Raw genomic sequence first — 16,233 nt, 5'->3', positions numbered from 1 at the left:
CCTCCTGTTTTCCATCAAAGGGATTAGTCCAGTACTAGTCTTCAAATTTCAGAACCAGCTTAAGCACATCCTGGGGATGCTCTGTGATCATAGTCAGGGCTTCCATAACATCTTTGTAATTATAGGATTTTGTCATGAGCTGTTCCGGATGCAGGGTGCCGTCCTCAAAGCCTGCGATGACTTCATCGAAACAGTTGTTGTTCAGGCGGGAGCCGGCTATGGTCAGTTCCTTTTTGGTGATGTCAGCCATTGTGATCTGGGAAGGTACGTTTTTCAGTCCCAGGACCACGATACGTCCTGCCGGGCAGGCCAGCTGTACACTCTGCTCAAAAGAAGAAGGGATGCAGACCGTATCCACAATGACCGGGATACCTTCACCGTCTGTAAACTTCAGGAGGCGCTCCTCCAGATTCTCCTCTGATACCAGGACCACTTCATCTGCACCCATGGAAAGGGCTTTGTCCAGACGTTCCTTTACCAGGTCTGTCATGATGACTTCAGCGCCGTTTCTCTTGGCAACCTGCATGGCCGCAATACCGATAGGACCGGAACCCATGATGAGAACTTTATCCCCTTTTGTGATCTGCCCTCTTCTGTTGATCTCCACACCGATGGTGAATGGCTCAACCAGACCAAGGAAAGATTCGTCAAAATCCTTGTGAAATTTGTGGATATTGGATTCGGGAGCACATACGAACTCTGCAAATCCGCCGTCTCTGTGAACACCCATAACTTCCAAAGTAGAGCATACGTTGTGGCGTCCGATCTTGCAGGCATAGCAGTGTCCGCAGCTTACAACCGGGTCAACGGCAACCTTGTCGCCTACTTTTACGGCAGTTACATCCTGGCCCACCTCTGTTACAATACCGCCGAACTCATGTCCGATCAGCCGTGGGTAAGTTGCCAGTGAGTTGGTGCCGTTATATATACCGATGTCAGAGCCGCAGATACCGCCGGACGTAATGCGAACGATCACATCATCTTTATTTTTGATCTCAGGTTTTGGAACATCGACGATTTCAACCTTAAATGGTTCGATTACTTTTATAGCTTTCATTTGATTAGAACACTCCTTTTGTTTGGAAAATAAAAAGTTGATAGAGAACACGCCCCGTTTCTTGCGGCGTAACTGATATATTAATTGACGGCTGCTGTTTTCATGATGTTTAAGAAAACCGGCCGAGATGGAATGGATGAATGGAATAAATTGATATATCAGTTGTCTTGGCATAACTATAACAAATGCAGAAGCAAAGTACAATATGAAAAAGTGCCAACATATAAATGGAATTTCTGTATAGAATTCACAAAACGTATGACGTCCTCTGTCCTGCGGCCTGCAGAAGTTGACGAGATGTTTGCGGTGTGTTACGCTTCAGTAAACAGAGGACAGATAACAGGGGGACCGAGATGATGAAAATATCAGAAAAAAGAGCAAAGGAAAACAACCGGGAATATGCCTACAGGCTGCTGCGAAGTAATATTATGACACTGCAGCTCATGCCCGGGACCACATTAAATGAAGGGGAACTGACAGAACTGCTGGGGATCAGCAGAACACCTATCCATGAAGCCATCATTATGTTAAAGGAAGAATCTCTTGTGGACGTTTTCCCTCAAAGCGGCTCCAGGGTATCCATGATACATATAGATATATTGAAGGAAGGGTATTTTCTCAGGTCTGTGATAGAACCGGAGATCATCCGCCAGATCGCGGGTAATCTCCGGGAGGAGGGAATGATGGTCCTGAAGGAGAACCTGAACAGACAAAAGGCAGCCCTGGAGAATGAGGAGAAAATAGACCCGTTCTTTAAACTTGATGATGAATTTCATCATCTGATCTATGAAATGGCAGGGAAGCAGAAGACCTGGTATGCCATGAAAAAAGTCAGCTCCCACTATGACAGAGTGCGCTATCTGGACGCGATCATGAATAAGACGGACCTTGCAGCCATACATCAGGAACACAAAGATATATATCATATGCTGCTGCTGGGCCTCTCCGTGGATTTTGATCTGAAAGACTTTTATGACAGGCACCTGGGCACCTACCGGAGACATTTTCAGGAAATACTTGAAAAATACCCGGAGTATTTCTGCTAGCACAGCAATAAAGCGCGGGTGTGTATAAAATATGCACAAAAAGTTTATTTAAAATTTATAATAATCTCACATAATTTATATTTGCTCTTGACGTGTGACGTCTGATTTGTTATAGTCGATTTATGGAATGGATGAGAGGTCATACGTGTTATTACTTGTAAAAGAAGTGACAGGGATAACAGGAAAAGGGAAAAAGGAGGAAAACGTATATGTTTTCAGGAGAAATGGTAACAGGGCCATTGCTGATAGGTATTTTTATTCTGGCGATCGCCGTTTTATTGTTGTTGATCATTAAATTTAAGCTGAATGCTTTTGTGGCATTATTGCTTACTGCATTTGGCACAGGTGTGCTGGTAAATATGCCGCTGGCTGATGTGGCACAGACCGTTACAGACGGTTTCGGTGGTACACTGGGCGGTATCGGTATGGTAACAGGTCTTGGTGTAATGCTGGGTAAGTTCATGTTTGAGTCCGGCGGAATCGAGTCAATTTCCAATAAGATCTTAGGTGCGTTCGGCGAGAAGAAATCCCCCATCGCTGTTGCGCTTTCAGGTTTTATCACAGGTATTCCGGTGTTCGGCGATGTGGTTTACATCATGTTTGCCCCCATGCTCCGTGTACTTTCCAAGAAAACAAAGATTTCCATGGTAACGTTTGCCTGTGCGATCTCTGTTGCTACCACTTGTACCTTCGCATTAGTGCTCCCCACAGCACCGCCTCTGGCAGTTGCTGAAGAGCTGAATATTGAGATTGGTATTTTCTTCTTCTATGCATTGATCTCCGCTTTTGTGGGAATGATCGTGGGCGGTATCTTTTATGGTTCTATTCTGAACAAACAGGATCAGAAGAACAACCACTTCTACACCTTTGAAGATTTAGATGAGGAAGAGGCAGAAATGTCCAAGAGCGGCAAAGGAAAAGGAAAGGAACGCGCAAAAATGAGCGCAGGAAAAGCACTTTCTATCCTCCTGGTTCCGATCGTCCTGATTCTGCTGGGAAGCTTTGTTCCGCTGGCAGTTGGCAAAGATGCAGCGATCGTTCCGTTTGTCACATTTATCGGAAACAAAAACTTTGCTATGATGGCAGGTGTTATCTACGCCGCAGTCATCTCCAGAAAATACATAACAAAGACAGCTACAGACATTATGACAGAAGCTGCTGACCAGGTAGGTTTGATCCTGCTGATCACAGGTGCAGGCGGAGCTTTCGGTAAAGTTCTGCAGGCTACCGGTATTGCTGATTATGTTGCAGGTTCTCTGTCACAGTTCAGCATCCCGATCCTGGTACTGTGTTTCCTGATCGCACAGATCATCCGCTGTGCACAGGGTTCCACAACCGTTGCTCTTATGACAACAGCAGCCATTATGTCCAGCACAATTGCATCCGGCGGTGTATCCCCGATCCTGTGTGCGATCGCTATCTGTGCAGGCGGTATCGGCCTTTCACTGCCGAACGACTCCGGATTCTGGGCGATCAGCCGGTTCTTTAAGATCTCTGTAACGGATACCATCCGTGGATGGAGTATCGGCGGTTTTGTTGCCGGTGTGGCGATCCTGATATTTGTATCCATACTTTCTCTGTTCCAGGGCTTCCTGCCGGGACTTATGATGTAAGTGTGAACATATAAGGCCATAGATGCCGCCCGAGGGAAGATGCCCTCCGGGCGGCATTTTTTATCACAAAGGAGAAACAATGAATCCTGCCGTTACTGTTCTCAGGCCACTATCCCGCCAGGTGTTTTCATGCAGAATGCTCCATATCTGTGCATCGCAAAGCGTGTTACTGGACACGGAGTGAACAGTAACATCCTGCTGGAAGAATCTGATTTATATGCAGTGCCAGGTAGACTTTCTTTAAACGAACGTGCTATAATATGTAAACAAATGCTGAAAAATGCAGAAAACCTTCGACAAGCAGTGTCCGTGCAGGGCATATAAAAACATGTGCAAATATCCGTTCATAACTGTTATACAAGCTGATTGGCCTCCTGGCCAATGTGGGAACTGTGAGAGCACCGAAGAGTTACTAAATGATCAAAGAGGTAAAAATATATGTTAGAGTCGTTGAATGAGAGTAAAAAACTACTGCCAGAGAGAGTGGCAGAGCAGATCATCAGCCTGATCGCGGACAGGGAGCTGAAGGCCGGTGATAAGCTGCCAAATGAATTTGATATGGCACAGCAGTTATCTGTGGGAAGAGGCACCATACGGGAGGCTGTTAAGATTCTTGTTTCCAGGAATATACTGGAGATCCGCCGTGGCTGCGGAACCTTTGTCTGTGAAAAGCCGGGTGTTGTGGATGACCCCCTGGGATTTGCTTTTGTGAAAGACAAGAAAAGACTTGGCCTTGATCTGTGTGAGGTCCGTATGATAATTGAGCCGGAGATTGCGGCATTGGCAGCGGAGCGGGCAACAGCTGAGGAAATAGAAGAACTGCAGAGAATTGAGGATGAGGTGAAGGAGCTTTGTGATAAAGAGGAGCCTCATATGCACAAGGATATTGAGTTCCATGAAATGCTGGCAAAGATGAGCAAAAATATGATCATGCCAAATATCATTCCTGTGATCCAGACAGGTATTTCCCTTTTTATAAACATAACGGATTATTCTCTGACAAAGGAAACCGTCCGCACCCACCAGATGATCGTGGATGCCATCAGGGCGCGCTGTCCTCAGGCGGCAAAGGATGCCATGATAGAGCATCTGGCAAGTAATCAGGATAAAATAGAAAGACTTTCCGGGCTTTAGTCAGCCCGGAATTTTTTTGTTGTACGGAACGGACTGCAAGAGCGGTCCTTCCCGGATTGTTATGGGGCTGTATTTTTGTGAAAATTGCATAAATATAAAAGGGTAAAAATAAGCAAAAGGGATAAAATAAGCGGGCCTATTGACCTCGGAGGAAAGAAGTGGTACTATACAAACAGATACGACGTATGATGTCTTGAAAAGACAGAAATATACCATTCCAAATCAAGCAGCGATTCATTAGATCCATTTAATCAAAGGAGAACGATTATGAAATTAAGAAGCCAGGAATTAAGAAAAATTGCACCGGAATTAGACCCGCTCCGTCTGGGGACCGGATGGAAACTGGAGGATTTATCAAAACCGCAGATTATGATTGAAAGTACCTTTGGTGACAGCCATCCCGGCAGCGGGCACCTTATGGAGCTTGTGGAGGAAGTAAGGGCAGGCGTTGCAGAGGCAGGCGGACACGGTGCCAGGTATTTCACCACAGATATCTGTGACGGAGAAGCCCAGGGCCACGATGGGATCAACTATTCCCTGGCGTCCAGAGATATGATCGCCAATATGATCGAGATTCATGCCAATGCCACACCTTTTGACGGCGGTGTTTTTGTGGCAAGCTGTGACAAGGGCATGCCTGCACATCTGATGGGGGTGGGAAGGGTCAATATTCCGTCCATTATCGTGACCGGCGGTGTCATGGACGCAGGTCCTGACCTTCTGACCCTGGAGCAGATCGGTATGTATAATGCCATGTGCGAGCGCGGGGAGATCACACAGGAAAAATTGACTTTTTACAAACAGAATGCATGTCCTTCCTGCGGTGCCTGCTCTTTTATGGGAACAGCTTCCACCATGCAGATCATGGCAGAGGCACTGGGCCTGATGCTGCCGGGAAGCGCTCTTATGCCCGCTACCAGCAAGGACCTGCGCACAGTTGCCAGGGAGGCCGGAAAACAGTCCGTGTGGCTGGCAGAACATGACCTGACACCGGATAAGATCGTGACGATGAAATCCTTTGAGAATGCCATTATGGTACATGCTGCCATCTCCGGCTCCACGAACTCCCTGCTTCATCTTCCGGCCATCGCCAGAGAATTTGGCATAGAGATTGACGGGGATACCTTTGACCGGCTGCACAGGGGTGCGCATTACCTGCTGAACATCCGCCCCGCAGGAGAGTGGCCTGCACAGTTCTTCTATTATGCAGGCGGCGTTCCCACAATTATGGAAGAGATCAAAGATATGCTCCATCTGGATGTCATGACTGTCACAGGCAAGACGCTGGGCGAAAACCTGGAAGAACTGAAAAAGAACGGATTTTATAATAAATGTGACAAATATCTGGAGCAGGTAGGTCTGAAGAGAGAGGATGTGATCCGTCCCTTTGACAAACCATTCGGAACAGACGGAAGTATTGCGATCCTCTATGGCAACCTGGCGCCTGAGGGGGCAGTGGTAAAACATACCGTAGTGCCTAAGGAAATGTTTGAGGCGACTCTGAAAGCACGTCCCTTTGACTGTGAGGAGGATGCCATCCATGCGGTGCTGACCCATGAGATCAAACCGGGAGATGCGGTGATCATCCGTTATGAGGGACCAAAGGGAAGCGGTATGCCGGAAATGTTCTATACCACGGAAGCCATTGCGTCTGACGCAGAACTGGGTGCATCCATTGCCCTTCTCACAGACGGCAGATTTTCAGGTGCATCCAAGGGACCGGCTATCGGACATATCTCCCCGGAAGCAGCGGAGGGCGGCCCCATTGCACTGGTTGAGGAGGGTGACCTGATCGAGGTAAATATTCCAAACCGTGTGCTCCGTATAGTGGGGATTGCCGGGGAGAAGAAAACTCCGGAAGAGATAGAGACTGTTTTAAAAGAGCGCAGAAGCAAGTGGCAGCCTAAGCCGGTGAAATATGAGAAAGGTGTATTAAAAATCTTTTCAGAAAGGGCCGTCTCTCCTATGAAGGGCGGATACATGGAGTAAAAGGATGCATGCACAGGATTTGTTTGATATCAGCGGAAAAAAGGCGATCGTGACAGGCGGGACCAGAGGCCTGGGCTATGGAATGGCAGAAGGATATATGGAGGCAGGTTGCGAGGTGGTGATCGTAGGAACCTCTGACAGTGTGTACCGGGTGGCCGGGGAGTTTAAGGACCGGGGATTCAAATGTCATGGCGTCAAGGGAAACCTGGGGGACAGGCAGGACATTTACCGTGTATTCCGTGAGTGCTTGGAGAAGCTGGGCGGTGAGGTGGATATCCTCCTCACGGCTCACGGGATCCAGAGGCGCCACAGCGCGGAGGAATTCCCCATGGAAGAGTGGGATGAGGTCATCCGTGTGAACCTGACCAGTATCTTTATCCTCTGCCAGGAAGCGGCCAAGGTGATGCTGAAAAAGGGATATGGCAAGATCATCAATATCGCATCCATGAATTCTTTCTTCGGCGGACAGACCATCCCGGCATATGCAGCGTCAAAAGGCGGTGTGGCACAGCTTACCAAGGAACTCACCAATGACTGGCTGGCAAGAGGGATCAATGTGAATGCCATTGCGCCGGGCTATATGGCTACTGAGATGAACAAGGCGCTCATGGACCCGGAGAATCCCAGGTTTGCATCCATATCTGAGAGGATCCCGGCACACCGCTGGGGAACCGGTGATGATATGAAGGGAGCTGCTATCTTTTTGGCCTCCCATGCAAGTGATTATGTGAGCGGTGCGGTGATTCCGGTGGATGGTGGGTATTTGGTAAAATAAATTCCGGAGTTACCCATTGACAAACAAGTAAAAAAGCGTTATCGTATATGAGACAAGTGAATAGGTTATAATTTCTCTTATTCAGAGTGATGGAGATACATAGGATCTGTGAAGTCACGGCAACCCCTTGCAGAAGGAAGGTGCCAACCTGAGCGAAGTAGTCGAACAATAAGAGGATTCATTTATGTAAGATATGGGTCCGCTTATGCGGACCTTTTTTTGTTTTGCTGAATGGTCCTGAAGCGGGACAAAAGTTTATATCTCTGTCAGGAGTATGTCACTGGCGGTATATGCCGCCGCAGGATAAACAATCTTATAAAAGGAGAAAAACATGGAAAAAAGATTATTTACTTCCGAATCAGTAACTGAAGGCCATCCGGATAAAATGTGCGATGCCATCTCTGATGCCATTCTGGATGCATTGATGGAAAAAGACCCCATGAGCCGCGTGGCTTGTGAGACCTGCACCACAACAGGTATGGTTATGGTAATGGGCGAAATCACTACAAATGCCTATGTTGATATTCCTAAGATCGTTAGGGAGACTGTCCGCGAGATTGGATATACCAGAGCAAAATATGGTTTTGATGCTGAAACCTGCGGTGTCATCACTACCATTGATGAGCAGTCAAAGGACATTGCTCTTGGTGTGGACAAGGCTCTGGAGGCAAAAGAAAACAACATGTCTGAAGCCGAGATCGACGCCATCGGCGCCGGTGACCAGGGTATGATGTATGGATTTGCCACAGATGAGACAGAGGAGTTTATGCCGTATCCCATCTCCCTTGCCCATAAATTATCACGCCAGCTCACTAAGGTGAGAAAAGACGGTACACTGACCTATTTAAGACCGGACGGAAAGACACAGGTAACTGTGGAGTATGATGAGAATGACCGCCCTATCCGCCTGGATGCAGTGGTACTTTCCACACAGCATGACCCGGATGTGACCCAGGAACAGATTCATGAGGATATTAAAAAATATGTGTTCGATCCCATTCTTCCTGCACATATGGTGGATGGGGAGACAAAGTTCTTCATTAATCCCACAGGACGTTTTGTGATCGGCGGCCCTCACGGGGACAGCGGTCTTACAGGGCGTAAGATCATAGTAGATACTTACGGCGGATACGCACGTCACGGCGGCGGAGCGTTTTCCGGTAAAGACTGTACCAAGGTGGACCGTTCTGCAGCATATGCGGCGCGCTATGTGGCTAAGAACATGGTGGCAGCAGGGCTGGCAAGAAAATGTGAGATCCAGCTTTCCTATGCTATCGGCGTGGCACATCCCACATCAATCCAGGTGGAAACCTTTGGCACAGGAAAACTTTCAGACCAGAAGCTGACCGAGATCGTGCGGGGAAACTTTGATCTGAGACCGGCGGGAATTATCAAAATGCTGGATCTGAGACGTCCGATCTACAAACAGACCGCAGCTTACGGACATTTTGGAAGAAATGACCTGGATCTTCCCTGGGAAAGACTGGACAAGGCAGAGGATTTAAAGAAATATTTGTAACTATTCAGTAGGTCTGCGCATTCATTGCGCTGACCGTAAGAAAGTATTCCGCAGCCAAGCAAAAATCCCATCGCCAAAGGCGATTCTGCATGGATTTTTGCCTGTAACTGTGAGGTACTGAACAGCTACAAATATTTATAAGAAACCATAGATCGTTCTGTGGCCATGAATAAAAAGGTTCCGCATTCACTGTACAGAGGAATGCGGAACCTTTTTTACTGCTGCTGCTGTTCCCGGAAATTGAACAAATCTCTGGGCTGGATGTCCAGGGCATCTGCAATATCAAACAGACTTTCCAGGGAAAGGGAAGTTTTGATCCTGGGAGCCTCGATATTACTGATATGGGTACGGCTCAGGCCTACGGCATTTGCTAGCTGTAATTGTGTGAGCCCTTTCAGTTTCCGGTAATACGATATAGTCAGTCCCAGCTCCCGAAACTGGCGTTCTCTTTTCTCGTCCATAACTGCCGTGTCTCCTTTTTTCTTTTAAGTATATCCAAAAGGAAACTTGATAAAAACGAACTGGTAATTGACATTTATAAAACGGCAGTTATCATGTGCACCTATTTTGCCAAATTTAGCAGATATCAGGTGTGCAGATCGCGGCATCTGCACAGGTACACATCTGTTCCAAAGTGAAGACCTTTACAGTGTCCCCGTAAATCGTTTCCATACCTGAGACAAAGTCCGATTTGGCAAAAAGATAATACCAGATTGTACTGTGCGGAAAAAGGCTGGCATGTTTCTGAAGACTCTGCAGGCCATCCAGGTCGATCCATTCATCTGTCCAGAAGCAGTCACCAAGCAATATATTACTGTCGTCAGCGGCGGCAATAGGTACATACTCCGTACGCTTTCTGGTTGGGTGCTGTCCCCACCAGCTTCCTGCATGGTCAAAAGGAAACGGAGCCTGGCCGAGGCTGCTTATGAGATCCAGATATTGTCTGCAGATATCTTCAAATGTTTCTTTAGAGTAGCGGTCCAGGAAAGGAAGGACTTCCTTGTCAAATACCTCTCTACCGTATCCCATCTCAATGGCACTGCGGTGCGGGGCAGCAAAAGTATACCAGAAACGGAATACGCCGTCAGAGGTCCGGTAGAGGGTCCTGCGGCTTCCCGCGTCTTCGGTGACGGGGATTATCTTATCCACCAGGCCTAACAGATCCAATGTGTTCATGAGACTTCCCGCAGCGCTGGGAGTCAGTTCCGTGCGCTCACAGATCTCGTGCAGTTTCCGCCTTTTGGCGCCCAGGCACAAAAGAGCAGAGTGGGCCAATTCAGGTTCAGACAAATGCACCTTCAAAAATTTTGTGGGGCGGCGGTAAAGCGCACCCTCCTCCGTGAAAAATAATTGATACAGGTTTTCCTGAAAAGGCTTGTCATTGACAAAATAGGCCAGATAGCCGGGAACCCCTCCTGTTATGCCGAAGATGCAGATCTGCTGTTCCACGGGGAGATGGCGGAAGAGCTGGCGTGTCTCGAAAAAGGTGAAGGGTTTCAGGAGCAGAGGGTGGGCAGTCTGGAGCTGTTCTTTTTCGTAAAGGGAGGCGGGTTTACATAAAATAATAAAAAGCCGGGAGTTTTTCCACTCTTTTGTCATATAGGATTGGATCAATGTGGAAAGTCTCCTGTTTTTATTGATCAGATGTGGATAATCGTCAATAATAAAGACAAGAGATTCCTCTCTGGCGGATTTTCCGATGGTGCGGAACAGTTCCGCGAATCTTTTGGCAGCTTTCAATTTTTCTAATGGGCCAAGTACGCGGATGGCTTCTTCTTTTAATGCCAGGAAGTTTTCATTGTCCGTAGTCTCTAAAGGCTTAAAGTACAAAGTCCGCTTGCCGGCAGAAAATTGTCTGAGAAGGGTAGTCTTTCCCATACCGGCATCACAGTAGATGGCTGCAGACTGAAAACAGTTCTGCCCATACAGTTCATTTAATTTTGCAAGATGGTTATCTTTATCTAAAAACATAATATCTCCTCGGTATATTCTGCGGACGGGCCGCGGTAGCTGTTTGTTTATATTTTAGAAGGTGTTTCAGGTAAAGTCAAAGCATTTTGTAAGGTTTTTTATAGAAAGTTTAGATTTGATTCACTTTTGTTTAGAAGAAAATGTGTAAAATTATGCTATAATATTTACCAGAAGACATTATGCCCGTTTCCGGGTATTTGTATTAGAGCCTGTTTGGCTGAAAAAGCAATAGACGAGGACAGAAAGGTGCCGGAACATGAAATTAAAGACAAGGATCATCGTTTCTTTTTTTATCATCATACTGGAGCCTCTGCTGTTTACCGGTGTGGCATTCTGGGGATTCAGCCAGTATCAGCTCAAGGCCATAGAAAAACAGTATGGAATTGAGAATGCCACATATGAAAGCCTGACCAACACGGCAGAAGTGATCAACAGCATGACGAGCGGCACGATTGGCCGGTTGTCAGAGGCAGCCAAGGAATCCCCAAAAGATTTGGAAAATATAGAATATTTGGATTCTGTAAATAAGGAATTGGAGCAGGTTCACTCCTATCTTATTGTGCGGGAAGATGATAAGATAAGATATATAGGATGTGATCCCTACCCGTCGGAGCTGATCAGCAGACTGCCGGATTATAAGGACGACAGCAGTGACAGCAGTGACGGATTTTACCTGGGCGGCAAAATAAAAGCTTTGGTAAAGCAGATTGATTTTGAGACCAGCGAACACGGGAAAGGCAGCCTCTTTGTGGTTTCCAGTGTGTTTAAGACACTGCCCCAGATTGAGGAGCTGATTCGGAATATGCTGGCGGCTGTGGTTATAATCCTTACGATCACAGCATTTGGGCTTACCTGGTGGATCTACCGGGGCGTTATCTCACCTCTTGATAAGCTGCGGACAGCCACCCAGAAGATCAAGGAGGGAAACCTGGATTTCTCCATTGCCAGCGAGGGTGTCAATGAGATATCTGACTTATGTCAGGATTTTGAAGCCATGAGGCAGAGGCTGAAAGAAAATGCGGAGGAGAAGCTGGAATTTGACAAGGATAATAAGGAACTGATCAGCAACATTTCCCATGATCTGAAGACACCGATTACAGCCATCAAGGGATATGTGGAGGGAATTATGGATGGCGTGGCAAATACGCCGGAAAAGATGGACAGATATATCCACACAATCTATAATAAGGCTAATGACATGGACAGGCTGATCAATGAGCTGACTTTTTATTCCAAGATGGATACCAACAGAATCCCATACACATTCAACAAGATTTCCGTTACTGAATTTTTTGATGACTGTGCAGAGGAGCTGGATTCTGAATTGGAGTCTAAATCTGTACAGTTCCAGTATTCCAATTATGTGGGACCTGGGGTGCTTGTCATTGCTGATGCGGAGCAGATTAAGAGGGTTATAAACAATATTGTGAGCAACTCCCTCAAATACATGGACAGCAGCAGAGAGCGGAGGATCAACCTGCGGGTGAAGGACGTAGGCGATTTTGTCCAGGTGGAGATTGAGGACAACGGAAAAGGAATTGCAGCCAAAGACCTGCCCAATATTTTCGACAGGTTTTACCGCACAGACGCCTCCAGGAATTCTTCCAAGGGGGGAAGCGGGATCGGTCTTTCCATAGTCAAGAAGGTTATGGAGGATCACGGCGGAAAAGTCTGGGCAACGAGCAAGGAGAATATAGGAACGGTGATGTACTTCGTTCTTAGAAAATACCAGGAGGTACCAATTAATGAGTAAGATTTTAATTATTGAAGACGAGGAGGCAATAGCTGACCTTGAGAAGGATTATCTGGAGCTGAGCGGTTTCGAGGTGGAGATTGAGCACCGCGGCGACGTGGGGCTAAAAAAAGCCCTGGAGGGCAGTTATGACCTGTTTATCCTGGATTTGATGCTTCCGGAGGTGGACGGTTTTGAAATCTGCCGTGAAATCAGGAACGTAAAGAATAATCCTGTCATTATGGTGTCCGCCAAAAAGGATGATATAGATAAGATCCGCGGCCTGGGTCTGGGTGCAGATGACTATATGACAAAGCCATTCAGCCCAAGTGAGCTGGTGGCCAGGGTAAAAGCCCATCTTGCCAGATATGAGAGGCTCATAGGGACCGGTGTGCAGGAGAATGACATCATCGAGATCCGGGGCCTGAAGATTGATAAGACCGCAAGGCGTGTGTGGATCAACGGTGAGGAGAAGAATTTTACTACCAAAGAGTTTGATCTGCTCACCTTCCTGGCACAGAACCCTAACAGGGTGTTCACAAAGGACGAACTGTTCAAGGAAATTTGGGCGATGGAGTCTATTGGAGACATTGCAACTGTGACGGTGCATATTAAGAAGATTCGTGAGAAGATTGAATTTAATACAGCCAAACCCCAGTATATTGAGACTATATGGGGTGTGGGGTATCGCTTTAAGGTTTAAAGATACGGAGGTCCGTATAACGGGAACAGGTGCATTCATAGGGGAATCTTATGGATGCATTTTGTTTACGGTTACAGTCTCTATCCCGAGGTGCTTTAACAAAGGGGTATCGGGTGGTACAAAGTCAAATCCCGGGTTAGCCAGCGCCTTGCAGAGCGTGACCTCTGCTATTTGTTAACGAGATTGTTGTTGAAAGCATGATCTTCTTATGTTATACTAAATTCACTCATGAAAAATTATTTCATGAATCCTATGTTTATATTTTTGGCCGTGAGGCCGTCAAATGGGGAATTCCCCCGAAATTACCATATTTAAAACTAAATAACAGTCATTTTTCAGGGGAAGGTCTTGAATAATCTATTGGTTTTTTCTATACTAAACTATAGAAGAAAGCCTTCCTTTTGTCATATGACATGTAAAGGGAGGGCATTTATGGCAGCAAAAGAGAACCGGAAATACAAGAATAGTGTATTTGTGGACTTGTTCTTTGAGGATGAATCCGCGGAGGAGAACGAGATTTCACTGTACAATGCACTGCATGAGGAAGTCCTGCCGGTGGGAACCAGAGTACAAAAAATCAGGGTAGAAGATGTACTCTATATGAATTTCTACAACGACATATCCTTTGGTATTGAGGACAAAGTTATTGTTTTCGCAGAGCATCAGTCCACTATAAATGAAAATATGCCGCTGAGAGACCTGTTGTATATAGGACGGGCGTTAGAACAGATCGTTCCGGTGCGTGACCGTTACAGGAAAAGGGCGGTGAGGATTCCGAGTCCTGAGTTTTATACGTTTTATAATGGGAAAGAACACTGGGCGAAGGAGAAGATACTGCGTCTCTCCGATGCGTATGCGCAGAAGGATGGAAATCCCATGCTGGAACTCTGTGTAAAAGTCATCAATATTAACCCGGAGAAAGGTCATGAAATTCTGGATAAGTGTGACATACTGAGGGAGTACAGTGAATTTGTAGAGGTTTTGAGAAAACATCAGCTGACGGGCAGTCCTGATGCGTACAAGAGAGCCATAGAGGAATGTATAGAGGCAGGCATATTGGCAGATTATCTGAGGAAGAAAGGCAGTGAGGTGGTGAATATGCTGATAGCAGAATATGATTATGATCTGGACCTGGAAGTACAGCGTGAGGAGGCATATGCGGCTGGGGAACAGGAAGGCCAGCGGAAAAAGCTGCTGGACTTGGTGCAGAAGAAACTGAAAAAGGGAAAATCCATAGAGGCAATCGCTGAAGAGTTAGAGGAAAGCCAGGAGGAGATTGCGAAAATCATAGAGGTATTGAAGAATTCCTGAAACATTATTGATACAGACACATGCTTTCCAGTGAATCCTATTTATTTTTTCTGCGTGTGCGCACATAAATAAGAATAAGCGGCAGAGGGTTTGCCGAAAAATAAGATTTTATGGTGCGGTTTCCCGCCTTTTGACATTTATGTGTGCACGTAGAAAAGGCTGCCCGGCGGATTCAGTTCCCCTTACAGTCAGCACAGGAAATGGCAGACTTACTGTGTCGTTTCGTTTTAACATCAAATCTAAGTATAACAATTCAATAAATTTCCTAAAAATCATAAAATCCCCCTATTTTTTTATTATATCAATAAATCAATTTCTGTTTCCCTAAAATCATCTATTCTAACAGTCGAACATTCTCCCGAAAATCATAATTCTCTCCATTGAGACACCCCCCTCCCGGACAATATAATAGAACCATCAACAAGAGATACGAATCCGGAGCGTATAAAATAAGAGAGGAGGAATGAAATTGGGAAAATTTAGGGCTGGAAAGATAAAACCAAAGTACAGGCTTTTTTTCATGGCCCTGCCCTTCATAATCTTTGTATTTGCATTTGCTTATGTACCTATATTTGGCTGGATGTATGGCTTTTTTGACTATAAGCCGGGATTGGCGCTGAGTGATATGGAGTTTGTGGGACTTAAAAATTTTATGAAAATCTTCAGTGATTGGAGAGATTTGTCAAGAGTCCTGCGCAATACGCTGGTTATGAGCGGTCTGGGACTGCTTGCGGCACCGATACCTATGTTTTTTGCTATATTTTTAAATGAGATACGGAGGCCGTTTTTTAAGAAATTCGTACAGACCACAACCACGCTGCCATATTTTATAAGCTGGATCATTGTATTTGCACTGAGTTTTGCGGTGTTTTCCAATGAAGGACTGATCTCCAATGTCCTGAAAATGCTGGGTTCAACAAAGGCTTTTACAAATATCCTGGGAGAGAATGATGCGGTATGGTGGATGCAGTGGATTCTGGGTATCTGGAAATCAGTGGGGTGGAATGGGATCATCTACATAGCGGCGATTGCCGGTATTGACGCCGAACTCTACGAGGCGGCCAGGGTGGATGGGGCTAACAGGTTCCAACTGATCAAAAATATCACGATTCCAAGCCTGTATCCTACCTTCTTTGTACTTTTACTGCTGAGTATCAGTAATCTTCTGAACAACGGGTTTGACCAGTATTTTGTATTCTTCAACCCATTGGTTGCGGACAGGATCGAGGTCCTTGATTATTATGTCTATAAAGTAGGTATCCTGATCAATGACTACTCCTATTCAACGGTGCTGGGTATGCTGAAGACACTCTTCAGTGTGACCATGCTGTTTGGGGCAAACCAGCTTTCCAAAAAAGTCAGAGGCGAGTCAATCGTATAGGA

At 46.2% G+C, this 16,233-nt stretch carries 13 protein-coding genes and 1 riboswitch; of the genes, 10 read left to right on the top strand and 3 right to left on the bottom strand.

The features are described 5' to 3' along the window. Positions 1-34 precede the first annotated feature (34 nt). Complete coding sequence (locus C6P39_RS08815; RefSeq protein ID WP_158661511.1) at positions 35-1,057, bottom strand: zinc-binding alcohol dehydrogenase family protein; 1,023 nt, start codon at positions 1,055-1,057, stop codon at positions 35-37. A 353-nt stretch (positions 1,058-1,410) separates the two neighbouring features. Between C6P39_RS08815 and C6P39_RS08810 the strand changes: the two genes are divergently transcribed. From C6P39_RS08810 to metK, 6 genes are all read left to right on the top strand, one after another. After that, positions 1,411-2,103, top strand: a complete 693-nt coding sequence (locus C6P39_RS08810) for a GntR family transcriptional regulator (RefSeq protein WP_242986998.1) — start codon at positions 1,411-1,413, stop codon at positions 2,101-2,103. A gap of 209 nt (positions 2,104-2,312) precedes the next feature. Beyond that, positions 2,313-3,716: a GntP family permease gene (locus C6P39_RS08805; RefSeq protein WP_104803508.1), complete on the top strand. Its 1,404-nt coding sequence runs from the start codon at positions 2,313-2,315 to the stop codon at positions 3,714-3,716. Positions 3,717-4,154: 438 nt separating this feature from the next. After that, a complete protein-coding gene (locus tag C6P39_RS08800; RefSeq protein WP_104803507.1) occupies positions 4,155-4,850 on the top strand; it encodes a FadR/GntR family transcriptional regulator in 696 nt (231 codons plus the stop codon). A gap of 267 nt (positions 4,851-5,117) precedes the next feature. Beyond that, a complete protein-coding gene (gene ilvD / locus C6P39_RS08795) occupies positions 5,118-6,839 on the top strand; it encodes a dihydroxy-acid dehydratase (RefSeq protein WP_104803506.1) in 1,722 nt (573 codons plus the stop codon). A 4-nt stretch (positions 6,840-6,843) separates the two neighbouring features. Continuing rightward, on the top strand, positions 6,844-7,614 hold the full coding sequence (locus C6P39_RS08790) for an SDR family NAD(P)-dependent oxidoreductase (protein WP_095174498.1): 771 nt from the start codon (positions 6,844-6,846) through the stop codon (positions 7,612-7,614). A 74-nt stretch (positions 7,615-7,688) separates the two neighbouring features. Next, a riboswitch (SAM riboswitch) is annotated at positions 7,689-7,789 on the top strand. A gap of 156 nt (positions 7,790-7,945) precedes the next feature. Further along, on the top strand, positions 7,946-9,133 hold the full coding sequence (gene metK, locus C6P39_RS08785; protein ID WP_104803505.1) for a methionine adenosyltransferase: 1,188 nt from the start codon (positions 7,946-7,948) through the stop codon (positions 9,131-9,133). Positions 9,134-9,348: 215 nt separating this feature from the next. Here metK and C6P39_RS08780 read toward each other — a convergent pair whose 3' ends face one another. Beyond that, positions 9,349-9,594, bottom strand: a complete 246-nt coding sequence (locus C6P39_RS08780; RefSeq protein WP_026255486.1) for a helix-turn-helix transcriptional regulator — start codon at positions 9,592-9,594, stop codon at positions 9,349-9,351. A gap of 115 nt (positions 9,595-9,709) precedes the next feature. Continuing rightward, positions 9,710-11,104: an ATP-binding protein gene (locus C6P39_RS08775; protein ID WP_104803504.1), complete on the bottom strand. Its 1,395-nt coding sequence runs from the start codon at positions 11,102-11,104 to the stop codon at positions 9,710-9,712. Positions 11,105-11,360: 256 nt separating this feature from the next. Here C6P39_RS08775 and C6P39_RS08770 point away from each other — a divergent pair, with 256 nt between their 5' ends. From C6P39_RS08770 to C6P39_RS08755, 4 genes are all read left to right on the top strand, one after another. Continuing rightward, a complete protein-coding gene (locus C6P39_RS08770; protein WP_104803503.1) occupies positions 11,361-12,857 on the top strand; it encodes a sensor histidine kinase in 1,497 nt (498 codons plus the stop codon). Further along, positions 12,850-13,539 (top strand): response regulator transcription factor, encoded by a 690-nt coding sequence (locus C6P39_RS08765; protein WP_065543989.1) that lies wholly within the window; start codon positions 12,850-12,852, stop codon positions 13,537-13,539. Before C6P39_RS08770 ends, C6P39_RS08765 begins: the two co-directional genes overlap by 8 nt. Positions 13,540-13,971: 432 nt before the next feature. Then, on the top strand, positions 13,972-14,850 hold the full coding sequence (locus tag C6P39_RS08760; RefSeq protein ID WP_095174502.1) for a hypothetical protein: 879 nt from the start codon (positions 13,972-13,974) through the stop codon (positions 14,848-14,850). Positions 14,851-15,313: 463 nt separating this feature from the next. After that, positions 15,314-16,231, top strand: coding sequence for an ABC transporter permease subunit (locus C6P39_RS08755; protein WP_095174503.1), 918 nt, complete (start codon positions 15,314-15,316; stop codon positions 16,229-16,231). Positions 16,232-16,233: the final 2 nt, after the last annotated feature.

Origin of the sequence: Blautia marasmi, assembly GCF_900258535.1 — a bacterium.
GTDB classification, from domain to species: Bacteria; Bacillota; Clostridia; order Lachnospirales; family Lachnospiraceae; genus Blautia; species Blautia hominis.
The sequence above is the reverse complement of the archived record's forward strand: the minus strand, read 5'-3'. Positions and strand labels throughout refer to the sequence as shown.